Annotated in this window: 16 protein-coding genes and 13 tRNA genes; 10 read left to right on the top strand and 19 right to left on the bottom strand. The window is 43.3% G+C overall.

Annotated elements, in window-relative coordinates; genetic code table 11:
- Nucleotides 1-83 precede the first annotated feature (83 nt).
- A complete protein-coding gene (locus FM037_RS15080; RefSeq protein WP_144046666.1) occupies nt 84-1,520 on the top strand; it encodes an NCS2 family permease in 1,437 nt (478 codons plus the stop codon).
- Nucleotides 1,521-2,433: 913 nt separating this feature from the next.
- Here FM037_RS15080 and FM037_RS15075 read toward each other — a convergent pair.
- Entirely contained in the window at nt 2,434-3,555 is a 1,122-nt protein-coding gene (locus tag FM037_RS15075; protein ID WP_144046665.1) for a pyridoxal-phosphate-dependent aminotransferase family protein, read from the bottom strand.
- A 354-nt stretch (nt 3,556-3,909) separates the two neighbouring features.
- Here FM037_RS15075 and FM037_RS15070 point away from each other — a divergent pair, with 354 nt between their 5' ends.
- Nucleotides 3,910-4,704: an outer membrane protein OmpK gene (locus FM037_RS15070; protein WP_229380902.1), complete on the top strand. Its 795-nt coding sequence runs from the start codon at nt 3,910-3,912 to the stop codon at nt 4,702-4,704.
- 238 nt (nt 4,705-4,942) lie between these two features.
- On the top strand, nt 4,943-6,187 hold the full coding sequence (locus FM037_RS15065) for a malic enzyme-like NAD(P)-binding protein (RefSeq protein WP_144046664.1): 1,245 nt from the start codon (nt 4,943-4,945) through the stop codon (nt 6,185-6,187).
- Nucleotides 6,188-6,502: 315 nt separating this feature from the next.
- On the opposite strand, the gene FM037_RS15060 is transcribed toward FM037_RS15065, so the two are convergent.
- The 14 genes from FM037_RS15060 to FM037_RS14995 form a co-directional block, all read right to left on the bottom strand.
- Nucleotides 6,503-6,579, bottom strand: a tRNA-Val gene (locus FM037_RS15060).
- A gap of 20 nt (nt 6,580-6,599) precedes the next feature.
- Nucleotides 6,600-6,676: transfer RNA gene (locus FM037_RS15055), tRNA-Met, on the bottom strand.
- Nucleotides 6,677-6,720: 44 nt separating this feature from the next.
- Nucleotides 6,721-6,797: transfer RNA gene (locus FM037_RS15050), tRNA-Met, on the bottom strand.
- A gap of 44 nt (nt 6,798-6,841) precedes the next feature.
- Nucleotides 6,842-6,918, bottom strand: a tRNA-Met gene (locus tag FM037_RS15045).
- Nucleotides 6,919-6,962: 44 nt separating this feature from the next.
- Nucleotides 6,963-7,039: transfer RNA gene (locus FM037_RS15040), tRNA-Met, on the bottom strand.
- A 44-nt stretch (nt 7,040-7,083) separates the two neighbouring features.
- Nucleotides 7,084-7,160, bottom strand: a tRNA-Met gene (locus tag FM037_RS15035).
- 44 nt (nt 7,161-7,204) lie between these two features.
- Nucleotides 7,205-7,281 (bottom strand) — tRNA-Met (locus FM037_RS15030).
- A 44-nt stretch (nt 7,282-7,325) separates the two neighbouring features.
- A tRNA-Met gene (locus tag FM037_RS15025) sits at nt 7,326-7,402 on the bottom strand.
- A 193-nt stretch (nt 7,403-7,595) separates the two neighbouring features.
- Nucleotides 7,596-7,672, bottom strand: a tRNA-Met gene (locus FM037_RS15020).
- Nucleotides 7,673-7,716: 44 nt separating this feature from the next.
- A tRNA-Met gene (locus FM037_RS15015) sits at nt 7,717-7,793 on the bottom strand.
- A gap of 194 nt (nt 7,794-7,987) precedes the next feature.
- Nucleotides 7,988-8,064, bottom strand: a tRNA-Val gene (locus FM037_RS15010).
- 164 nt (nt 8,065-8,228) lie between these two features.
- A tRNA-Val gene (locus tag FM037_RS15005) sits at nt 8,229-8,305 on the bottom strand.
- 7 nt (nt 8,306-8,312) lie between these two features.
- Nucleotides 8,313-8,389 (bottom strand) — tRNA-Met (locus FM037_RS15000).
- 232 nt (nt 8,390-8,621) lie between these two features.
- Entirely contained in the window at nt 8,622-9,998 is a 1,377-nt protein-coding gene (locus tag FM037_RS14995) for an MATE family efflux transporter (protein ID WP_144046663.1), read from the bottom strand.
- A 32-nt stretch (nt 9,999-10,030) separates the two neighbouring features.
- On the opposite strand from FM037_RS14995, the gene FM037_RS14990 reads away from it, so the two are divergent.
- A complete protein-coding gene (locus FM037_RS14990) occupies nt 10,031-10,666 on the top strand; it encodes a riboflavin synthase subunit alpha (protein WP_144046662.1) in 636 nt (211 codons plus the stop codon).
- Nucleotides 10,667-10,695: 29 nt separating this feature from the next.
- On the opposite strand, the gene FM037_RS14985 is transcribed toward FM037_RS14990, so the two are convergent.
- Complete coding sequence (locus FM037_RS14985) at nt 10,696-10,896, bottom strand: CPXCG motif-containing cysteine-rich protein (RefSeq protein WP_041419882.1); 201 nt, start codon at nt 10,894-10,896, stop codon at nt 10,696-10,698.
- A gap of 104 nt (nt 10,897-11,000) precedes the next feature.
- The gene (locus tag FM037_RS14980) at nt 11,001-11,732 is read right to left on the bottom strand and encodes a pteridine reductase (RefSeq protein WP_144046661.1); all 732 of its coding nucleotides are present in this window, start codon (nt 11,730-11,732) and stop codon (nt 11,001-11,003) included.
- Nucleotides 11,733-12,538: 806 nt separating this feature from the next.
- Between FM037_RS14980 and thrS the strand changes: the two genes are divergently transcribed.
- The 4 genes from thrS to rplT all read left to right on the top strand — a co-directional run bounded on the left by thrS (nt 12,539) and on the right by rplT (nt 15,669).
- On the top strand, nt 12,539-14,467 hold the full coding sequence (gene thrS, locus FM037_RS14975; RefSeq protein ID WP_144046660.1) for a threonine--tRNA ligase: 1,929 nt from the start codon (nt 12,539-12,541) through the stop codon (nt 14,465-14,467).
- 3 nt (nt 14,468-14,470) lie between these two features.
- Nucleotides 14,471-15,013 (top strand): translation initiation factor IF-3, encoded by a 543-nt coding sequence (gene infC, locus FM037_RS14970; protein WP_144046659.1) that lies wholly within the window; start codon nt 14,471-14,473, stop codon nt 15,011-15,013.
- A gap of 84 nt (nt 15,014-15,097) precedes the next feature.
- The gene (gene rpmI, locus FM037_RS14965) at nt 15,098-15,292 is read left to right on the top strand and encodes a 50S ribosomal protein L35 (protein WP_005503401.1); all 195 of its coding nucleotides are present in this window, start codon (nt 15,098-15,100) and stop codon (nt 15,290-15,292) included.
- A gap of 17 nt (nt 15,293-15,309) precedes the next feature.
- Nucleotides 15,310-15,669: a 50S ribosomal protein L20 gene (rplT, locus tag FM037_RS14960; protein ID WP_144046658.1), complete on the top strand. Its 360-nt coding sequence runs from the start codon at nt 15,310-15,312 to the stop codon at nt 15,667-15,669.
- 149 nt (nt 15,670-15,818) lie between these two features.
- On the opposite strand, the gene trxB is transcribed toward rplT, so the two are convergent.
- Together trxB and ald are read right to left on the bottom strand one after the other, a co-directional pair.
- On the bottom strand, nt 15,819-16,772 hold the full coding sequence (gene trxB, locus FM037_RS14955) for a thioredoxin-disulfide reductase (RefSeq protein WP_144046657.1): 954 nt from the start codon (nt 16,770-16,772) through the stop codon (nt 15,819-15,821).
- A 147-nt stretch (nt 16,773-16,919) separates the two neighbouring features.
- On the bottom strand, nt 16,920-18,035 hold the full coding sequence (ald, locus tag FM037_RS14950) for an alanine dehydrogenase (protein WP_144046656.1): 1,116 nt from the start codon (nt 18,033-18,035) through the stop codon (nt 16,920-16,922).
- Between the two features lie 180 nt (nt 18,036-18,215).
- Here ald and lrp point away from each other — a divergent pair, with 180 nt between their 5' ends.
- Complete coding sequence (lrp, locus tag FM037_RS14945) at nt 18,216-18,722, top strand: leucine-responsive transcriptional regulator Lrp (RefSeq protein WP_144046655.1); 507 nt, start codon at nt 18,216-18,218, stop codon at nt 18,720-18,722.
- Between the two features lie 183 nt (nt 18,723-18,905).
- Nucleotides 18,906-21,404, top strand: a complete 2,499-nt coding sequence (locus tag FM037_RS14940) for a DNA translocase FtsK (protein ID WP_144046654.1) — start codon at nt 18,906-18,908, stop codon at nt 21,402-21,404.
- Nucleotides 21,405-21,467 lie beyond the last annotated feature (63 nt).

The following is a 21,467-nucleotide window of genomic DNA, read 5'->3' as shown; positions in this document are numbered from 1 at the left end:
GATACTTAGTTCAGCAAAAAGCAGGTCAAATATTAAATAGTAAAAAATGACCTTATATATCAATCAACAAGAGTACTGTAGTTATGGAACAGGTTAGTAAAACGTACGATAAACAAGATAGTGCTGGTGGGATCTTAGAGCGTATATTCAAGCTTTCTGCGCATAATACCACGGTAAAAACTGAGCTTTTGGCGGGGCTTACCACCTTCGTTACAATGTCTTACATCATGTTTTTAAATCCTATTATTATGTCTAAAACAGGTATGCCCTTCGATGGACTGTTCCTTGCGACTTGCCTAGGTGCGGCTATTGCAACGATTCTTATGGGGTTTTATGCAAACTGGCCAGTGGGCCTCGCTCCTGGGATGGGACTCAATGCTTTCTTCACTTTCACTGTGGTGGGCTCCTTGGGGTATACCTGGGAAATTGCATTAGGCGCCGTTTTTCTCTCAGGTGTCATGTTTGTATTGATGAGTGTCACGCGTCTCAGGGAATGGATGTTAGACAGTATCCCTATGAGTCTGAGACTCGCTATGACAGCCGGTGTGGGGCTTTTTCTTGGCTTCATCGGTTTGCGCTTCACTGGCATCGTCGTTGCAGACGCTGATAACATAGTCGCGCTTGCTGACATGACCCATTTCGGTTTCGGCCAGTTTGGCCCAGAAGCACCGGCTTTAGGTTTCTTTAGTTTCTTATTGATAGCAGTGCTTAGCTACCGTAACGTTTTTGGTGCTATTTTAATTGGTATTGCGACAACGACATTTATTGCTTTTGCTATGACCTGGGTTTTACCCACCGACTTCTTTGTGGTTTCAGAAGCGGCTAAGTCTTTCGCTCCTGCTTCTGGTTTTGTTAGTTACACAGGTTTGATGGCCGTACCTGAGTTCTCTTCTCTTGAACCTATTTTGTGGAAGGCTGACATTGCTGGCGCGTTTCAAGTCGCATTAATTCCTGTCATTGTGACTTTCCTGTTTGTTAATATTTTCGATACTGCAGGTACCTTGATGGGGGTTGCCGAACGTGCAAACCTGCAAGATGAAAATGGTAAAATTGAAGGGCTAAGCAAATCGTTAAAAGCTGACTCTATCGCATCTGTCATTGGTACTGGTTTTGGCTGTCCACCAGTCACTTCTTATGTTGAATCTGCTGCGGGTGTTGCCGTTGGCGGGCGTACGGGTCTAACGGCTGTTGCTATTGGTTTGTTATTTGCTGCGGGAGTGTTTTTTCTCCCCCTTGCGCAGATGCTACCAGGTTTCGCGGTTGATGGTGCACTCATCTACGTTGCTATGTTAATGATGAGCTCTCTTAAAGGACTAGACTGGGATGATCTAACTGAATACGCGCCAGCTGTTTGTACGACTATCATGATGACGTTAACTTTCTCTATCGCTAACGGTATCGCTTTTGGCTTTATCACTTACACTGTCCTGAAACTCGGTGCCGGTAAGTCAAATCAAGTCTCTAAGGGGGTTTGGGCGCTTACCTTGCTCTTCGTTGCTAAGTTTATCTTCTTACCTTAATTAAATCGTTTCATTCAGATACAAGAAAACCCTTCTTCGGAAGGGTTTTCTTGTATCTGGGCCTTGCTCATTTGTGTTATTTGAACTTTAAGAGACTCGAGGCTGAGCTAAGTTGATCAATACAGCTGGAGTAGTGTTTTTCAATGAGATAAAAGTGAATAGGTCATTAATTCTCTTTATCAATGAGGGTCTATAATCAGGCTATCCAACGCGTGAAGAGCATACTGTTTGAATCCTACTCGTCGTAAGCTGCTTAATTAGTCTCAGCAGTGCAACATCTCTCCTTGCTGTAGTTTGTCTGACTGCCAACTTTTATGCTGAGCCACACTGAAAGAGCTCACTTATCCTTCACTTACCTACTTTGAATCGGACTGCTTAGAATAACGCTGATCAGAGCATATCTTTGCCAGGTGGCTTAAGGTATTGGCTATTATCCGAGTTATCTAAAAATATTGAGTAGCTGAACTGATGAGAAATAAGTAAGGAGAGGGGAGAGCTGACTTGTTAATATTACTGTCATTAAACTTGGTGAGTGGGATGTATTATATTTAATTATTACTTGATGACTAAGAGGTTGTTTTAACGTGAGGGTTATATTTTGTTTTTATATAATTGTTTGGGTTTTTATTTCAACTGTTTTGTATTTATAACTCACTTCTGTGAGACTTCTAAATTTGTGGGTTTAAATAATGGTTGTTTAATCATTTTGTCAGGTTTTTAATAAGTTTACTCTGATTTTTTATATATAAAGTAATACTGTTTTTAGATTTTGTAATTAAAAAAACAGACAGGACTTCATGTGAAGTCTTGCCTGTTTCTAGATTAAAGCCTGAGATTACGCCCCAAATTATACCATGATGCGAGTGTTAACTCGCTTTAAGTTCCGTATGGTGGAAATTATAGCGGTGTTTCCTTACTGGTTCAACGCATCTTCCAGGGCAGTTAAGCATAGTGCAACGTTCTCACTTCTAGCGGCATAACCCATGATTCCGATGCGCCAAGCTTTACCTGCAAAGTCACCTAAGCCAGCGCCAATTTCGAGGTTATAGTGGTTCAGTAGGTAGTCTCTTACCTTCACATCATCAGCACCCTTTGGGATGTAGATAGCATTTAGCTGGGGGAGGCGCTCTTCTTCTGGGACTATAAATTCTATTCCCAGTTTCTTTAGACCCTTAGCGAGCGTTTCATGTTGAGTTTGATGACGTGCCCAGCGATTTTCAATGCCTTCATTTTGCAATTGAATCAATGATTCATGCAGACCATATAATGAATTTACAGGGGCTGTGTGGTGATAGCTTCGCTTACCCTTACCAGACCAATAGCCCATCACAAGTGATTGATCTAAAAACCAACTTTGAATTTGTGTCTTACGCTCTTTGATCACATTCACCGCTTTTTCACTGAATGAGATAGGGGATAAGCCAGGGACACAAGATAAACATTTTTGTGAGCCGGAATAAATAGCATCTATACCCCATTCATCAACTCTAAGCTCGATACCGCCTAGGGATGTTACTGCATCAACAATGGATAAGCAGTTGTGCTCTTGTGCCAAGGCACATAAGGCCTTGGCATCAGATACAGCTCCTGTAGAGGTTTCAGCATGAACAAAGGCTAAAAATTTAGCATCTGGGTTGGCTATTAATGCTTGCTCTACCTTATCGACTTCTACAGCTCGTCCCCAAGGAGAGTCGACCACTATAGCTTCTGCGCCGATTCTGGTGACATTTTGGATCATACGATCACCAAACACACCGTTACGGCAGACTATGACCTTATCACCCGCTTCAACTAAGTTAACAAAACAAGCTTCCATGCCTGCAGAGCCTGGAGCTGACAGGGCAATAGTAAATTCATTTTTGGTTTGAAAAGCATACTGAAGTAAGGTTTTTACTTCATCCATCATGCCAACAAACAGTGGGTCTAAATGACCAATTACTGGCCTCGATAGTGAAGCGAGAACTTCAGGGCTAATGTCTGAGGGACCAGGGCCCATTAAGATCCTACGTGGAGGGATAAATGATTGAAAATTCATTTTTATACGCCTTTATTAGATTATTTAATTATTTGATAACAAAACCTGACATGAACGTCAAGTTTTAAGGTCTACTGCTTTTTTGTAAAATAAGTAAACAAGATAACCCATAAAAAATTTAAGTTGACATGGGTGTCAATATTTGTAACTTTAAATTTGATTTAACTTGGCATTAACAGAGAGCTTCACCTTATGTAAATCATTTAATCTGACCAGACGTTAATAACTTCGTTTAACTTCGCAGTGGTTTTTTATAAATGTCATGCCTCATGAAAATATTAATAATATAACTTTAAAAAAGGGTAAATGATGAATACCAATAAAATCCACAATATTATTGCTACCGGAGTTGTTGTGTCATCAGCACTAATCTCAACGAGTGCTTCGGCAGAACTCTGGAGCAATACAGAAGTACAATTACAAGCTTTTGGCGAATTAGAGCGAGTGGGTACAGGAGGGACCGCCGATACTACCATTATTACTTTTCAGCACGCTGGAGGCTGGGAATACGGAGATAACTTTTTCTTCGTGGACTACAGTCGCTACAAGGTAAATAACAATGCTAACTTTCCTGTCGATGATAGCAGTGAATTTTATGGCGAGTGGTATTCAAACTTTAGTTTAGGGGCCATTACCGGTAATGACCTCTCTTTTGGTCCAGTAAAAGACATAGGACTAGTGGCTGGTTTTAACTTTGCCCCTGAAGTTGACAGTATGTGGGTATTGCCTGGGGTTAGGTTTTCATTAGATTTGCCAGGCTTTGCTTTTGCGCAAATAGATGTCACAGGTTACATGCATCAAGGTGGTGGTAGCGCCTCCTCTCCTGTTTTTACCGTCGTTGATGAAGACTCAAGCTTTATGGTTGATTTCGCATGGGCATATCCTTTCAAACTAGGTTCAACAAGTTGGAGCATAGAAGGGCACTTAGAATACATCGATGGTCGTCAGCAAACCAGTAGCTTTGGCACTACAGATCTGGAATATTGGATTTTATTCCAGCCGCAGCTTCGATTAGATTTAGGTGAAGTTTTAGGTACCAAAGCAAACCAGCTGTTTGTTGGTATTGAGTACCAATATTGGAAAAACAAGTTAGGTGAGAATGGTACCGATGATAATACTGCGCAATTTTTAGCCGTATGGCGATTCTAACTAATCAGTCTATAGGCTTTAGCACTGTAGAATGGCGCTAGAGCAAGTTCGTTGTATCACAACTTGGGTTCTGATTATAAAACGATCATAAATTCAGATGGTTAGAAAACAGTGGTCTGCCACTGTTTGCTAACCATCGATATGGGCAATGATGATTTCAGTAAAAATAAACTCAATTACCTCTAAATGCATTGTTAGCTGAATTTCATCCACACATTTATATACTTAAAGGTTACTTATGAGCGATTTAAAACAACGTGCGTTAGATTATCATGCCCTTCCGACTCCAGGGAAAATAGCTATTGAAATAACCACTAAGGCCGAAACTAGCGAAGACTTATCGTTAGCCTATAGCCCAGGTGTTGCTGAACCATGTCGGGAAATAGCCGATAATATTGAAAATGTGTACAAGTACACAGGCAAGGGAAATACTGTAGCAGTCATTTCGAATGGTAGTGCTGTTTTAGGATTAGGTAACTTAGGGCCTATGGCTTCAAAGCCTGTGATGGAAGGTAAGGCGCTATTGTTTAAACGTTTCGCTAATATTGATTCTTTCGATATAGAAGTGACCCATGAGACTCCTGAGGAGTTCATTAACACAGTTGCAAGTATTGCTGACACCTTTGGTGGTATCAATCTCGAGGACATCAAAGCCCCTGATTGTTTCATCATTGAGAAAGCTTTACAGGAGCGCTGTAGCATCCCGGTGTTTCATGATGATCAACACGGAACGGCCATCGTGACATCGGCAGCATTGCTCAATGCGTTAGAGATTCAAGATAAAGATATTGCTCACGTTGTGATTGTTTGTTTAGGTGCAGGGGCTGCGGCAATTGCCTGCATGGAGTTGCTGATTCAATGTGGTGCTAAGCGTGAAAAAATTTATATGTTGGATACCAAAGGGGTTGTTCATTCTCAAAGGACAGATCTCAATGAGTACAAGACTCGGTTTGCTAATAATACGGATAAACGCACTCTTGATGATGTCATCGATGAAGCCGACGTATTTATAGGCGTGTCAGGGCCTAATCTACTCTCTAAAGAAAAGTTATTAAAAATGGCCGAAAGGCCCATTGTATTTGCGTGTTCAAATCCCGATCCAGAAATAAAACCTGAGCTTGCCCATTCAGTCAGGGACGATCTTATTATGGCTACCGGTCGCTCTGATTATCCCAACCAAGTGAATAACGTATTGTGCTTTCCATTTATCTTCAGAGGGGCGTTGGACGTTAGGGCTCGAGAAATAAACCAAGAGATGAAAATCGCTGCGGTGCACGCAATACGCGCTTTAGCGAAAGAACCAGTACCTGAAAGTGTTCTTAAGGCCAGTGGCGAAAGTGCTTTAACCTTCAGCCGTGATTACATCATTCCACGTCCAATGGATCCCAGATTGTGTAACAAAGTCGCTAAAGCCGTCGCGCAAGCTGCTATAGACTCAGGGGTGGCGTCTCTGCCGATGCCAGAGCATTATAATGATTGGTAGCATGTAGTCGTTTAATGTACATGAAAAAGCTTTATCTTTATAGGTGGAGCTTTTTTTATGCTTATTATTTGCTGGAGGCTCATCGTTCAGGCCCCAAAAAACAGTTTTCGCCGGCTGTATCTCTTTCTGGATAGTGACTCAAGGGAGCTGGATTACTTGTATAAGGGTAGGGCAATGACTTTGTTACTTCGAGTCGGACAAGGGAAAGAGTTTTAAGGAGTTGAATTCGAACTATTTTATGTCGTTTGATCTTGTGTGAGGATGGTTTAAATACTAGGTGAGTAAATAAGTGCTTTGTTATGGTTGACTAAAGAATGGTACAACCGAGTGGATTCGAACCACCGACCCCTACCATGTCAAGGTAGTGCTCTAACCAACTGAGCTACGGTTGTATTATGTCTTTTTAAAGAATTGGTTGCGGGAGCTGGATTTGAACCAACGACCTTCGGGTTATGAGCCCGACGAGCTACCATACTGCTCCATCCCGCGTCCGATAAACGCCATAAGTTATTTTAATTCTACTTATAAAGAATTGGTTGCGGGAGCTGGATTTGAACCAACGACCTTCGGGTTATGAGCCCGACGAGCTACCATACTGCTCCATCCCGCGTCCGATAAACGCCATAAGTTATTTTAATTCTACTTATAAAGAATTGGTTGCGGGAGCTGGATTTGAACCAACGACCTTCGGGTTATGAGCCCGACGAGCTACCATACTGCTCCATCCCGCGTCCGATAAACGCCATAAGTTATTTTAATTCTGCTTATAAAGAATTGGTTGCGGGAGCTGGATTTGAACCAACGACCTTCGGGTTATGAGCCCGACGAGCTACCATACTGCTCCATCCCGCGTCCGATAAACGCCATAAGTTATTTTAATTCTGCTTATAAAGAATTGGTTGCGGGAGCTGGATTTGAACCAACGACCTTCGGGTTATGAGCCCGACGAGCTACCATACTGCTCCATCCCGCGTCCGATAAACGCCATAAGTTATTTTAATTCTGCTTATAAAGAATTGGTTGCGGGAGCTGGATTTGAACCAACGACCTTCGGGTTATGAGCCCGACGAGCTACCATACTGCTCCATCCCGCGTCCGATAAACGCCATAAGTTATTTTAATTCTGCTTATAAAGAATTGGTTGCGGGAGCTGGATTTGAACCAACGACCTTCGGGTTATGAGCCCGACGAGCTACCATACTGCTCCATCCCGCGTCCGATAAACGCCATAAGTTATTTTAATTCTGCTTATAAAGAATTGGTTGCGGGAGCTGGATTACTTTTTATAAAAGCAGGGCAACGACCTTCGCCTTGATTTCGTAAAGAGTTGAGTCCGAGTAGCTTTTATACTGCTCCATCCCGCGTCCGATAAACGCCATAAGTTGTTTTAATTCTGCTTATAAAGAATTGGTTGCGGGAGCTGGATTTGAACCAACGACCTTCGGGTTATGAGCCCGACGAGCTACCATACTGCTCCATCCCGCGTCCGATAAACGCCATAAGTTATTTTAATTCTGCTTATAAAGAATTGGTTGCGGGAGCTGGATTTGAACCAACGACCTTCGGGTTATGAGCCCGACGAGCTACCATACTGCTCCATCCCGCGTCCGATGAACGCCATAAGTTATTTTAATTCTACTTATAAAGAATTGGTTGCGGGAGCTGGATTACTTTTTATAAAAGCAGGGCAACGACCTTCGCCTTGATTTCGTAAAGAGTTGAGTCCGAGTAGCTTTTATACTGCTCCATCCCGCGTCCGATAAACGCCATAAGTTGTTTTAATTCTACTTATTAAAGAATTGGTACAACCGAGTGGATTCGAACCACCGACCCCTACCATGTCAAGGTAGTGCTCTAACCAACTGAGCTACGGTTGTATTGTGTCTTTTAAAATTGGTTGCGGGAGCTGGATTACTTTTTATAAAAGCAGGGCAACGATCTTCGCCTTGATTTCGTAAAGAGTTGAGTCCGAGTAGCTTTATACTGCCCCATCCCGCGTCCGGTGACGCTATAAGTTGTTTTAATTCCGCTTATAAAGAATTGGTACAACCGAGTGGATTCGAACCACCGACCCCTACCATGTCAAGGTAGTGCTCTAACCAACTGAGCTACGGTTGTATAAAATTGGTTGCGGGAGCTGGATTTGAACCAACGACCTTCGGGTTATGAGCCCGACGAGCTACCATACTGCTCCATCCCGCGTCCGATTTCACTTTGTTCGTTTGGCTAGTGCCTTGGAACGAGCGCTATAGTAGGAGTATGGTGCTTAGGTTGCAAGTAAAAAGATACATTTATTGATTAAGCGGCGATTTGCTGTGCAACATGCTCTTTTCTAGTGCGAAATAGACGAGAAAAGCCTTTGGGACTTCTCTCGGCAGTTACTTTTTAATCGGTATTTCAGCATTTTTACTTTAATTTCCCCTAAAGGGCTAGTTTACTGCGCTGGGTTATCTTCTAAAGCCGCTTTCTTGAAACCTGATTTCTGGATATAACGTAATCTTAGGGCAAATAATATTGCCGCACTTGTAAGCCCTGCTATTAATCCGATCCAGAATCCTTGAGCGCCCATGGCTGGGACCACAATATCTGTTCTGGCAAGTATGTAACCTATAACCATGCCGATCCCCCAATAAGAGACTAATGTAATATAAAGGGCACTGCGAGTATCCTTGTAGCCACGTAATGCTCCGGCGGCTACAACTTGTACCGAGTCTGATAATTGATAAAGTGCGGCAAAGAACATCAAGCTTCCGGCTAAAGTGACCACCTCGGGGTTACTATTATATAGATGGGCTATCTTTGTCCTGAAAAGCACCGTAATAATTGCAGTCAGCATGGCTAGACTGAAGGAGATGATTAAACCTACTTTAGTTATCAGTGCCGAAATCTCACTCTTATCTTGGCCTAAATAATAACCGACACGTATCGAGACTGCGATACCAATTGAAAGAGGTATCATGAATACGATAGATGAGAAGTTCATTGCAATTTGATGTCCTGCAACGACATTAGCCCCGAGTGGAGCAAGCAGGAGGGCAATAATGGCAAATAGGCTGACTTCGAAGAAAAGTGCCATTGCAATGGGAAAACCATGCTTAGTCATATCCCAAATTGTATGCCAATGTGGTTTATGGAAAGACTTAAAGGGAGCTAATTCTTTAAAACGTTTATGCAGTTGCATATAGATGACCATAGCAATCAGCATAGCCCAGAAAACTAAGGCTGTCGCAATACCGCAGCCAGCACCACCCATAGGCTCTATGCCTAAGTGGCCATAGATAAAGATATAGTTAGCCGGGATGTTAACTGCCAAACCGACAAAACCTATTACCATAGTCGGTAGTGTATAGGAGATCCCTTCGCTGCAACCTCTCAGCACCTGATAAAGAACAAATGCAGGTACGCCCCAGGCGAATCCATCGAGATATCCAATACTAAGACTCGCCAGTTCCGGGTCTAATTGCATCATGGTAAAGATGTTTTCAGCAAAACTGAGAAACAGGATCACACCTAGGCTACCAATTATGGCAATATAAGCAGCTTGAAAGGCGAGAGGTTGTATTGCTTTTTGGTTGTTTGCCCCATGATGATGGGCAAACACGGGGGTAAACGCGAGTAGTAACCCCTGAACGAATAGCAATGCTGGCAACCACAAGCTAGTTCCTATTGCAACGGCAGCCATATCGACTGCACTGACTCGACCCGCCATAACCGTGTCGATAAAGCCCATCATAGTTTGCGTCACTTGGGCTATGAGTACAGGTAGTGCGAGTTGTACTAAGCGTTTGGCCTGAAAGCCGAATTGATTCATGAAAACTGCCTTAAATACTAACGAGAGATAAAATGTTTACAGGTATAGTTCAAGCCACGTGCGAAGTGGTTGCGATAAATAAGAAAGATGGCTTAAATACGCTAGAGATCGCTATGGAACCCGAGTTACGTGAAGGGCTCATAACAGGCGCAAGTGTTGCGAACAACGGGGTCTGTTTAACGGTTACACGAATTGAAGATGATAGGGTTTTTTTCGATGTAATGGAAGAGACATTGAGTGTGACGAACCTCACAAAATTACAAGTTGGTTCACAAGTGAACATAGAACGCTCGCTTACATTTGGTCGTGAGATTGGAGGACATATTCTCTCTGGCCATATCCATACTCAAGCAAGAGTTTGTGGCCTCAGTAACACAAGCGAACATTTCAATATCGAGCTCGAAGTCGATAAAAAATGGATGAATTACATTCTTTATAAAGGCTTCGTGGGTATTAATGGTTGCAGCCTTACGGTAGGGGCGACTACCGCAAATAGCTTTATGCTGCATTTAATCCCAGAGACGTTAAAACTGACTAATCTGGATTTGCTTGAGCTGGGGGATAAGCTCAATATAGAGATAGACAGTCAAACACAGGCCATCGTTGATACCGTTGAGCGTGTGCTGGCACAAAGAGGGCTTACAGACTCATTAAATTCATCTTGTTAACTTGATGATTCGAGTTAGGTGAATCAATTTCAGTATATCTGTTCGTCACCTGAATCAATATACAACTCTATTTTATGGCGAGCCTCATCGAGGTGAAGCCTTAGATGTATTGGATTACAACAGATCCGGCAATCATCATAGTAATCTTGATCACCGCAGGTGCCATCGACATCGATATGTTGATGGTGCCCACAGTGGGGGCAACTGATTGTTTGAGTGGAAAATTTCATAAACACTCCTTATCATCCATTCGTGGAAAATGGACGGCTTAGCATGAGCTAATCAAATATTACCGCCCCTTAACTTTTTATCTTCAACATACCTAATTGATACTTTATGCTCCCATGTACCCAGTCGCTGTGCGGCCGCCATCTATAGCGATAATCTGTCCTGATATATAACTGCTATTAACTAGAAATTGAACCGTGTTTGCAATGTCTGCTGGTGAACCGCATTTAGCCAAAGGGATCTGTTTAATTATAGATTCTTGAGCATTGTTTTGACTGTTTTCTGGCCATAGAATTGCACCAGGCGCTATGCCATTGACTCTAATCTCGGGGCCCATCTCTTGCGCTAAGGATAAGGTAGCCATCTGTAACCCTGCTTTAGATATTGAGTATATCCCATGGTCTTTAAGCGGTTTTTGGCCATGAATATCGAGTAAGTTAATGATTGCTCCGTTATTTTTACTCAATAAGGGAGATAATTTCTGTGCTAGAAAGTAGGGCGCTAGAAGGTTAATGGCTAATAGACGCTGGCAGTCATTAAACTGAGTGTCTTGCAATGGGGTAGGGTAAAATTCAGATGCGTTGTTGATGAGAATTGACAGTTTGAAGCTAGTCGTAACCTTTACTAAATCATTTATGCCTTCCTCAGTAGAGAGATCGGCTTGCGCTGTAATACAAGAATCTTCCCTGGCTCGGTTCAGTTCATCACACAGTGATCTGGCTGCATCGGCAGAAGCTCCGTAGTGAATGATGACATTATAGCCACTAGAGTGTAATTTTATTGCTATCTCACGACCTATTCGTTTTGCTGCACCTGTCACTAACGCCCATTGCTTCATGTTTATCTCTCTTAGGGGGAATTGATGTTACTGCTAATAACATCTTCCCTTAAAGCTGGGGGGAAAAGCAATGTCAGCGTTATAGAATATAGTTTTAAGCAATGAAGGCGGTTAAAGCGAGGTGACTTGCTTTGTTTGTCATCCTCGCTGTAAATACCTATAGGTATACTCAAGTCTGAAGAGGCTCAGTCAGTCTGTAAGATGTAGGGGTAAGGAGGGATTTGAGTCGTTCTTAAACTGGCGGAATTTGATTCTGTAGAACCATTAGCGAGTTCCGCGTCGAGCGAAGTCACCATCATATTAAATTGTTCATCTAAGCTAGATTGAATTTCCAACACAAGTCCGCTGTGAAGGTTTGGGGAGAAACGTGTGCCCTCACTGATATTTTCCTCCACCAGAGCACCGGGAATGACTGAGAGTTGGGCGAATACAAAGGGGGGGCCTGAAGGTTTAGTCTTAGCGTAGATGTTTGCAGTAGTGCACCTGTTAGTATGAATAAATTTATCATTTTAACCTCCTGATCTTGTCTAGCTAGATTAGATGACCCTAGATTAGGTGACTTCAATGAATAAAAGGTGACAATAAAAATTTAAAATCATGACATTAGCCTTCTATTGAATACTTTGACATGACTGGCTGTACTGAGTTTTTAAGCTTGCACTCAGAGGTACAGATCTCGTAGAATTAGCCGCTTGCGCCTAAGGTGATTAAGACTCTTGTAATGGCTTACCCCATTGGCGCTTCTATTTTAACTCTATATTAGCAAGTGGCCCTACGTGGGGGTCACCACTGGATAAGGATTTTTCATGCCTGTTATTACACTTCCTGATGGAAGCAAACGTGAGTTTGCTAACCCTGTTTCTACTTTAGATGTTGCCGCCGACATTGGCCCTGGTCTTGCGAAAGCTTGTATTGCCGGTCGAGTGAACGGTGAGCTTAAAGATGCTTGTGACATTATAGACACAGATTCTGAGTTATCGATCATCACAGCGAAAGACGACGAGGGTGTACAAATACTTCGTCATTCATGTGCTCATCTACTCGGTCATGCATTCAAGCAATTATGGCCAGAAGCTAAGATGGCTATCGGTCCGGTTATTGATAATGGTTTCTATTATGATATCGATCTTGAGCACAAGCTGACCCAGGAAGACATAGATGCGCTGCAGAAGCGCATGACTCAACTTGCAAAAACAAACTATAAAGTTGAGAAAAAAGTGGGGAGCTGGCAAGTCGCCCGCGACACATTTGAAGCGCGCGGCGAAACATACAAGATGGCCATCTTGGATGAGAACATAAGTCAAGATGACCAGCCAGCGTTATATCATCATGAAGAATATGTCGATATGTGCCGCGGACCTCATGTACCAAACATGAGATTTTGTCAAAACTTCAAGTTGATGAGCGTTGCTGGGGCATATTGGCGCGGTAACTCTGATAACAAGATGTTGCAACGTGTCTATGGTACGGCATGGGCAGATAAGAAAGCCCTTAAGGTACACCTGAATCGCTTGGAAGAAGCGGCTAAGCGCGACCACCGTAAGATAGGCAAACAACTCGATTTGTATCATATGCAAGAAGAAGCACCTGGAATGGTGTTTTGGCATAATGATGGTTGGAGGTTATTTCTCGAGCTTGAGACATTCATTCGTCAAAAGCTAGGTCAGTACACCTATCAGGAAGTGAAAGGTCCGTTAATGATGGATCGTGTACTTTGGGAACGTTCCGGTCACTGGGATAAGTATTCAGAGGCCATGTTCACCACTAAGTCTGAAAATCGTGAGTACGCAATTAAGCCGATGAACTGTCCGGGTCACGTACAGATCTTTAACCAAGGCCTTAAATCATATCGCGATCTTCCATTGCGTATGGCTGAGTTCGGTTGTTGTCATCGTAATGAACCATCGGGTTCACTCCATGGCCTAATGCGTGTTCGTGGTTTCACTCAAGATGATGCCCATGTTTTCTGTACAGAAGCTCAGGTACAGCAAGAAGTCAGTGCTTGTATCCAGATGGTGTACGATACTTACGAAACATTCGGCTTTAAAAATATTGTCGTTAAACTCTCGACTCGTCCTGAGCAGCGTATCGGTGATGATGAGATGTGGGACAGAGCCGAAGAAGCGCTTAAACAAGCCCTGGTCGCCAATGACATAGAATTTGAGATCTTACCCGGAGAAGGCGCCTTCTACGGACCTAAGATTGAGTTCACATTACATGACTGCCTGGATCGTGCTTGGCAGTGTGGTACGGTTCAACTCGATTATGCGCTTCCTGGTCGTTTAGGTGCTACTTATGTTGCCGAAGATAACAGTCGACAAACGCCGGTGATGATTCATCGTGCGATATTAGGTTCACTAGAGCGATTCTTGGGTATTCTTATCGAAGAGTATGCGGGTAAATTTCCGACTTGGTTAGCGCCGATGCAAGTCGTCGTCATGAACATTACTGACAAACAGTCAGATTATGCCCATGAAGTCGTCAATTTATTAAAAGAAAACGGAATTCGTGCTTCTAAAGACTTGAGAAATGAGAAGATAGGCTTTAAAATACGTGAGCACACCTTAAGGCGTGTTCCTTATTTATTGGTCGTTGGTGATCAAGAAATGGAAAATAAGGAAGTTGCGGTGCGAACCAGAGATGGTGTTGATTTAGGCAAAATGCGGATCGAAGATTTCGCGGCCAAAATCAATAAACAAATTTCGCTCCGTAGTCTCATTTTGTTGGAGGATTAGGTCATAAAGATCAAAAAAACAGCAGGGCGCCAGGCGGCCCCGAATAGAATAAACGAACTCATCACAGGTGTACAACAAGTACGTTTGAACGGTCTTGAAGGTGAGCCTATTGGAGTAGTATCAATTAGTGAAGCACAGGAACTGGCTGATGAAGCAGGTGTAGATCTCGTTGAAATTAGTCCTAACGCTGAGCCGCCGGTTTGCCGTATAATGGATTACGGAAAGTTCCTTTTTGATAAAGCGAAAGCTCAGAAAGAACAAAAAAAGAAGCAGAAAATCGTGCAGGTGAAGGAAGTTAAATTCCGTCCCGGTACCGATGAAAACGATTATCAGGTAAAACTACGCAACCTGAATCGTTTTCTAACTGACGGTGACAAAGCGAAAGTAACGCTGCGTTTCCGTGGTCGTGAGATGGCTCACCAAAATCTTGGTATGAAACTTTTGAATCGTATTAAAGATGATTTGGCTGAGATAGCAGTAGTTGAGTCCTTCCCGAAAATGGAAGGTCGCCAAGCTGTGATGGTACTCGCACCGAAAAAGAAATAGTAGGGCCAAATAAAAGTAGCAGGGGTCTGTTAAGGTCTCTGTTCGCCTTGCGTTTTATTAATATCCCAATGCGGAGTTTTAGCAATGCCTAAAATGAAAACTGACAAGGGTGTAGCGAAGCGTTTTAAGAAAACCGCTAATGGTTTCAAACGTAAGCAAGCTCATTTACGTCACATCTTGACCAAGAAAAGCACTAAGCGTAAACGTCACTTACGTGCTAAATGTTTAGTTAGCAAAGCCGACATGCCAGCAATTGCACGTCAACTACCATACGCTTAATAAAGGAGCAATAAACAATGCCTAGAGTTAAGCGTGGTGTAACCGCTCGTGCTCGTCACAAGAAAGTACTAAAATTAGCCAAAGGTTATTACGGAGCTCGCTCACGTACTTACCGTGTTGCTAAGCAAGCAGTAACTAAAGCTGGTCAATATGCCTACCGTGACCGTCGTCAGAAGAAACGTCAATTCCGTCAACTTTGGATTGCACGTATCAATGCGGCAGCTCGTCAAAATGGTCTGTCTTACAGCCGTTTCATTAATGGTTTGAAAAAAGCCTCTATTGAAATCGATCGTAAGATCCTAGCTGACATCGCTGTATTCGACAAAGTTGTATTTACAACTTTGGTTGAGAGAGCAAAAGACGCATTAGCTAAGTAATTAGTTGATTCATCTTGATTAAAGGGACCTTTTGGTCCCTTTTTTTATGCCTGTAATTTACTCATTGAGAGTATCGGTATCAAATAACAGGCAAAAAAATAGTAGGCAATAGCCTACTATTTATAAATTATCATGTGAAATAACGCAGGTTACTTGAGTGCGTCTAAGTAACGTTCGGCGTCAAGTGCTGCCATACAACCTGTGCCAGCCGAAGTGATAGCTTGACGGTAGTGCTGATCCATCACGTCACCTGCAGCAAAAACACCTTCGATGCTTGTTTGAGTAGCGTTGCCATTCAAACCACTTTGTACCTTGATGTAGCCATGGCTCATGTCTAATTGACCTTCGAACATGCCAGTATTTGGGCTGTGACCGATGGCAATGAAAACGCCCATTAATTCAAGTTCTTTGATAGCACCATCTTTCGTGCTCTTCATCTTAAGACCAGTTACGCCCATCTGATCGCCAACAACTTCATCTAATGTGTTGTCTAAGTGAAGAATAATGTTGCCGTTTTCAACCTTATCCATGAGGCGCTTGGTTAAGATTTTTTCACTGCGGAATGTATCTCGGCGATGTATCAGGTGAACTTCAGAGGCGATATTACTGAGGTAAAGTGCTTCTTCTACAGCGGTATTACCGCCGCCGACAACGGCAACTTTTTGGTTGCGATAGAAGAAACCATCACAGGTTGCACAGGCTGAAACACCTTTACCCTTGAATGCTTCTTCAGAATTTAAACCAAGGTACATGGCTGAAGCGCCTGTTGAGATGATAAGTGCATCACAAGTGAACTCACCGTTTTCGCCCTTTAATTGAAATGGACGAACATCTAGGTTAACTTCGTTAATGTGGTCAAAAATGATTTCAGTATCAAATTTTTCTGCGTGCTTCTGCATACGCTCCATTAATGCCGGACCAGTGAGATCATCTGCATCGCCTGGCCAGTTTTCAACTTCTGTTGTGGTGGTAAGTTGACCGCCTTGCTGTATACCTGTTATTAAAACTGGCTTCAGGTTTGCGCGAGCGGCATATACAGCAGCAGTGTAGCCCGCTGGGCCTGAACCTAAAATCAACAGTTCACAGTGTCTAACTTGACTCATTCTTTTCTCCGTGCTTTTTAGCAAATTGCTGCGATTGTATGGAATTTCCTACATGGGGTAAAGTCTTGTATGACGATTCTTTTAGATTGTGCTAATCGAAAAAGGGAGCCTAGGCTCCCTTTAGTATCACAAACTTATTCTGGTGAATTAGTTGAGTAAGATCTTTGGCTCGACGAACTCAAGATTTAATGCTTCGGCGACCTCTTTACAGGTGACCTTGCCATGCATGACGTTTAGGCCATTAAGTAGGTGCTTATCCTGGAGTAGGGCTTTTCTATAACCAAGATCGGCTAGCTTAATGATGTACGGTAATGTGGCATTGTTAAGTGCAAACGTTGAAGTACGTGCCACGGCGCCAGGCATGTTCGCCACACAGTAATGAACCACATCATCTACGATATACGTTGGATCTTGATGCGTGGTCGCATGTGATGTCTCGATACAACCACCTTGGTCGATGGCAACATCGACGATAGCAGAGCCTGGCTTCATCTTAGCGATATGTTCTTTAGTCACAAGTTTAGGCGCCGCCGCGCCAGGAACCAGTACACCACCAATGACAAGATCGGCTTCCAATACATGCTTTTCGATGGCATCAGCAGTGGAGTAGATGGCTTTAACGCGATTATCAAACTGGGCATTGAGGCGACGAAGTGCTTCTATGCTACGGTCTAAGATAACGACATCGGCACCAAGGCCAACAGCCATCTGCGCCGCGTTGGTACCAACCATACCACCGCCGATGATAACGACTTTAGCAGGCTCAACACCCGGTACGCCGCCAAGTAACATGCCACGGCCGCCCATAGATTTCTCTAGCGCCATAGCACCAGCTTGGATAGACATACGACCAGCGACTTCTGACATTGGCGCCAGTAAGGGAAGGCCGCCACGGTCATCGGTGACTGTTTCATAAGCGATACAAACTGATCCACTTTTGATTAAGTCTTCAGTTTGGGGAAGATCTGGTGCCAAGTGTAAGTAGGTAAATAGCAGCTGATCTTCACGTAACATAGCACGTTCTACAGCTTGTGGTTCTTTCACCTTAACTATCATCTCAGACTTGGCAAATACTTCTGCAGCAGTGCCTAAAATCGATGCCCCAACATCGATATAATCTTGATCTGTAAAACCAATTCCGTTACCGGCGTTAGTTTCAATGAATACTTCATGACCTTTAATAGTCAATTCACGCACACTAGAAGGGACCATACCAACACGATACTCGTGGTTTTTGATTTCTTTAGGTACACCAATTATCATCTTCGAGCCTCAATCTGCATAAAAACCCATGTTATATGGGTTTAATTGTTATTTTGTCGTGTCCTGAACGTGATTGTTTCAGGAAAATCTAGTATAGTATTACTTCAGCAGTTTATGCTGCTGAACTTTTGACATACGTAGTGATAAATGTTGTTTTAGTGATAAAGCAAGGTTAAAAATATGCTTAATAATAAAAAGAGTCCTATAAAAGACTTAGATCGTATAGATCGAAACATACTTAATGAGTTACAGACAGACGGACGCATTTCTAATGTAGAGCTGTCTAAACGAGTAGGTTTAAGCCCCACACCTTGCCTTGAGAGAGTTAAAAGACTTGAGAAGCAGGGGTATATCAATGGATATACCGCATTAGTGAACCCCCATTTCTTGGGTGCTTCATTGCTGGTGTTTGTGGAAATTACACTGAATCGTGATAGTGCTGAAGTATTTGATAAATTCAATCGTGCAGTTCAGTTGTTGGACGACATTCAAGAATGTCATCTAGTGTCTGGCGATTTCGACTACTTGTTGAAAACACGTGTATCAGATATGTCGGCTTATCGTCGCTTATTAGGCGAAACTTTACTCAAGTTGCCATCTGTTTCTGACACTCGTACTTACGTAGTGATGGAAGAAGTTAAGCAAACCAATAAAGTTGCAATCAACGTTACTGCCGAAACTTTGTAGATTTGGTCGTTACGTTTCCAAAAAAGGAGCCAATCATGGCTCCTTTTTTTATTTTGAGCATAAAATGTTCACTAGTATTAATTATCATAAAGATAATGCCTTTAACTAGGCTTAATCGCTGCAAACACCTGTCATATTTGATATCTTAAGCTCACCTGTCTTTATCTTTTTATGGGTTTTCATTTGGCTAAGGGAAATAGTGTTAAAACACTCAGCGGAGTGCAGCGAATTTTAGAGGGGAGCCTCATCCTATGCTGCATGCTGGCAACATATATTCTTCTATCACTCAGCAGTTTTGACTCTTCAGATCCTGGCTGGAGCCAGTCTAACTTTGAAGGTGATATTCAGAATGTCACTGGTGCCGTAGGTGCTTGGATGGCGGATGTCTTGTTCTACTTCTTCGGATATACCGCCTATATCATTCCTATTATCGTAGCATTGACGGGTTGGCTGCTGTTTAAACGTACCCATAAGTTATTAGAAATAGATTATTTCTCAGTGGGACTCAGACTTATTGGCTTTTTGCTGATCGTGTTCAGCTTAGCGGCTTTAGGCAGCATGAACGTCAATGATATCTATGTTTATTCTGCCGGTGGGGTTTCCGGAGATGTGATCCGTGACGCCATGTTGCCTTATTTCAATCAGTTAGGCACAACACTCTTACTGCTTTGCTTCGTCGGTGCAGGTTTCACGCTCTTAACAGGGATCAGCTGGCTTACGGTTATCGATCTTACCGGGCTCAGTGCCATCTGGATTTTTAAGCTATTACGTGGATTACCCGAGCGCTTTAGCAGACGTGCGTCTGAAACCGAAGATACTCGAGGCTTCATGTCTGTGTTTGATAAGTTTAAAGAGAAACGTGCTCAGAGAGATGAGCGTGTAGAGTGGAATGATGAGCTTGATTATAAAGATCAAAATGAGCCGAGTATTCACATTAAAGAAACCAGAGTCGAAGCAGCGACACAGAGTAAAGCCAAGGATGCCGAGCTTGTCATTGAGATGCCAAATGTAGACGCTAGCATAGATACAGACACGATAGATTTTGATACTAAGGCTTCCACTGGCGCAGTGACTCAGGCTCAAGGGCAAAATACCGTAAAGCCTCAGGGTCAAGAGTTGGCAAAAATTGTCGATGGTATCGTGGTATTACCGGGTCAAAATTTAGAACACGCTAAGAAGCCGATCACGCCGTTGCCGTGCATCTCACTACTCGATGTGCCTAACAGAAAGACGAACCCCATCAGCCGTGAAGAGTTAGAGCAGGTCGGCGCCTTGGTTGAGGCTAAGCTTGCCGATTTTAATATTATCGCCAAAGTGATGGGCATCTTCCCCGGTCCCGTGGTAACACGTTTCGAACTTGATTTAGCGCCGGGTGTTAAGGCTTCTAAAATCACTAATTTATCGAAAGATTTGGCCCGTTCATTACTCGCAGAGAGCGTTCGAGTTGTCGAGGTTATCCCAGGGAAAGCCTACGTAGGACTGGAGTTGCCTAACAAGTTCCGTGAAACTGTGTTCATGCGGGATGTACTCGATAGTAAAGAATTTTCAGAAAATGAATCACATCTGAGTATGGTACTGGGTCAAGACATCGCCGGTGACCCTGTGGTCGTAGATCTAGGTAAGATGCCACACCTGCTGGTTGCAGGTACTACAGGCTCTGGTAAATCTGTCGGCGTCAACGTGATGATCACTAGCCTGCTGTATAAATCTGGCCCCGATGATGTACGTTTTATCATGATCGATCCTAAGATGTTGGAGCTTTCAGTTTACGAAGGTATTCCGCATTTGTTGTGTGAAGTCGTTACCGACATGAAAGATGCGGCTAACTCCTTGCGTTGGTGTGTGGGCGAGATGGAGCGCAGATATAAGCTGATGTCTGCCTTGGGCGTACGAAACCTCAAAGGCTATAACGCAAAAATTAAAGATGCTAAAGCTGCGGGTACTCCGATATTTGATCCTCTGTGGAAATCATCGGATAGCATGGAGCCTGAGGCACCAGAACTAGAAAAATTACCTTCAATTGTGGTCATAGTGGATGAATTTGCAGACATGATGATGATTGTCGGCAAGAAGGTTGAAGAGCTAATAGCACGTATTGCTCAGAAGGCGCGTGCCGCAGGGATCCATTTAATTCTCGCAACCCAGAGACCTTCGGTGGATGTGATCACCGGTCTTATTAAGGCAAACATCCCAACCCGAATGGCGTTTCAGGTGTCTAGTCGAATTGATTCTCGTACCATTTTAGATCAACAGGGCGCAGAAACGTTACTGGGTATGGGTGACATGTTGTACCTTCCTCCGGGAACCAGTGTACCCATTCGAGTTCATGGGGCTTTTATCGACGATCATGAGGTTCACGCGGTCGTCGCAGATTGGCATAACCGAGGCAAGCCTCAATATATCGATGATATTATAAATGGTTCTGTCGAAGGCGAGCAGGTGCTGCTACCTGGTGAGACCAGCGAGTCAGATGATGATACCGATGCACTTTATGATGAAGCCGTTGCCTTCGTTACGGAAACGCGCAGAGGGTCGATTTCAAGTGTACAGCGTAAGTTTAAGATAGGTTACAACCGCGCTGCGCGTATCATTGAGCATATGGAGGCTCAGGGAGTGGTCAGTTCTCAGGGACACAATGGTAATCGTGAGGTGCTGGCGCCACCTCCGCCTAGAACCTATTAATGAATCTTTGGTTAGTTAAGCTTTAACTTTGGCCTAAGGTGATAACAGAATTTGTTATAAGGA

The organism is Shewanella psychropiezotolerans (assembly GCF_007197555.1).
Taxonomy (GTDB): domain Bacteria; phylum Pseudomonadota; class Gammaproteobacteria; order Enterobacterales; family Shewanellaceae; genus Shewanella; species Shewanella psychropiezotolerans.
Note: the sequence above shows the minus strand (reverse complement) of the source record. Positions and strands in the feature narration are given on the sequence as shown.

Excerpts from the sequence above, each read along its gene's own strand:
- trxB (WP_144046657.1), bottom strand. The coding sequence starts at position 16,772 with ATGAGTCAAGTTAGACACTGTGAACTGTTGATTTTAGGTTCAGGCCCA.
- thrS (WP_144046660.1), top strand. The coding sequence starts at position 12,539 with ATGCCTGTTATTACACTTCCTGATGGAAGCAAACGTGAGTTTGCTAAC.
- lrp (WP_144046655.1), top strand. The coding sequence starts at position 18,216 with ATGCTTAATAATAAAAAGAGTCCTATAAAAGACTTAGATCGTATAGAT.
- FM037_RS15075 (WP_144046665.1), bottom strand. The coding sequence starts at position 3,555 with ATGAATTTTCAATCATTTATCCCTCCACGTAGGATCTTAATGGGCCCT.
- rpmI (WP_005503401.1), top strand. The coding sequence starts at position 15,098 with ATGCCTAAAATGAAAACTGACAAGGGTGTAGCGAAGCGTTTTAAGAAA.
- ald (WP_144046656.1), bottom strand. The coding sequence starts at position 18,035 with ATGATAATTGGTGTACCTAAAGAAATCAAAAACCACGAGTATCGTGTT.
- FM037_RS14985 (WP_041419882.1), bottom strand. The coding sequence starts at position 10,896 with ATGAAATTTTCCACTCAAACAATCAGTTGCCCCCACTGTGGGCACCAT.
- FM037_RS14980 (WP_144046661.1), bottom strand. The coding sequence starts at position 11,732 with ATGAAGCAATGGGCGTTAGTGACAGGTGCAGCAAAACGAATAGGTCGT.
- FM037_RS15080 (WP_144046666.1), top strand. The coding sequence starts at position 84 with ATGGAACAGGTTAGTAAAACGTACGATAAACAAGATAGTGCTGGTGGG.
- FM037_RS14995 (WP_144046663.1), bottom strand. The coding sequence starts at position 9,998 with ATGAATCAATTCGGCTTTCAGGCCAAACGCTTAGTACAACTCGCACTA.
- FM037_RS14990 (WP_144046662.1), top strand. The coding sequence starts at position 10,031 with ATGTTTACAGGTATAGTTCAAGCCACGTGCGAAGTGGTTGCGATAAAT.
- rplT (WP_144046658.1), top strand. The coding sequence starts at position 15,310 with ATGCCTAGAGTTAAGCGTGGTGTAACCGCTCGTGCTCGTCACAAGAAA.
- FM037_RS15065 (WP_144046664.1), top strand. The coding sequence starts at position 4,943 with ATGAGCGATTTAAAACAACGTGCGTTAGATTATCATGCCCTTCCGACT.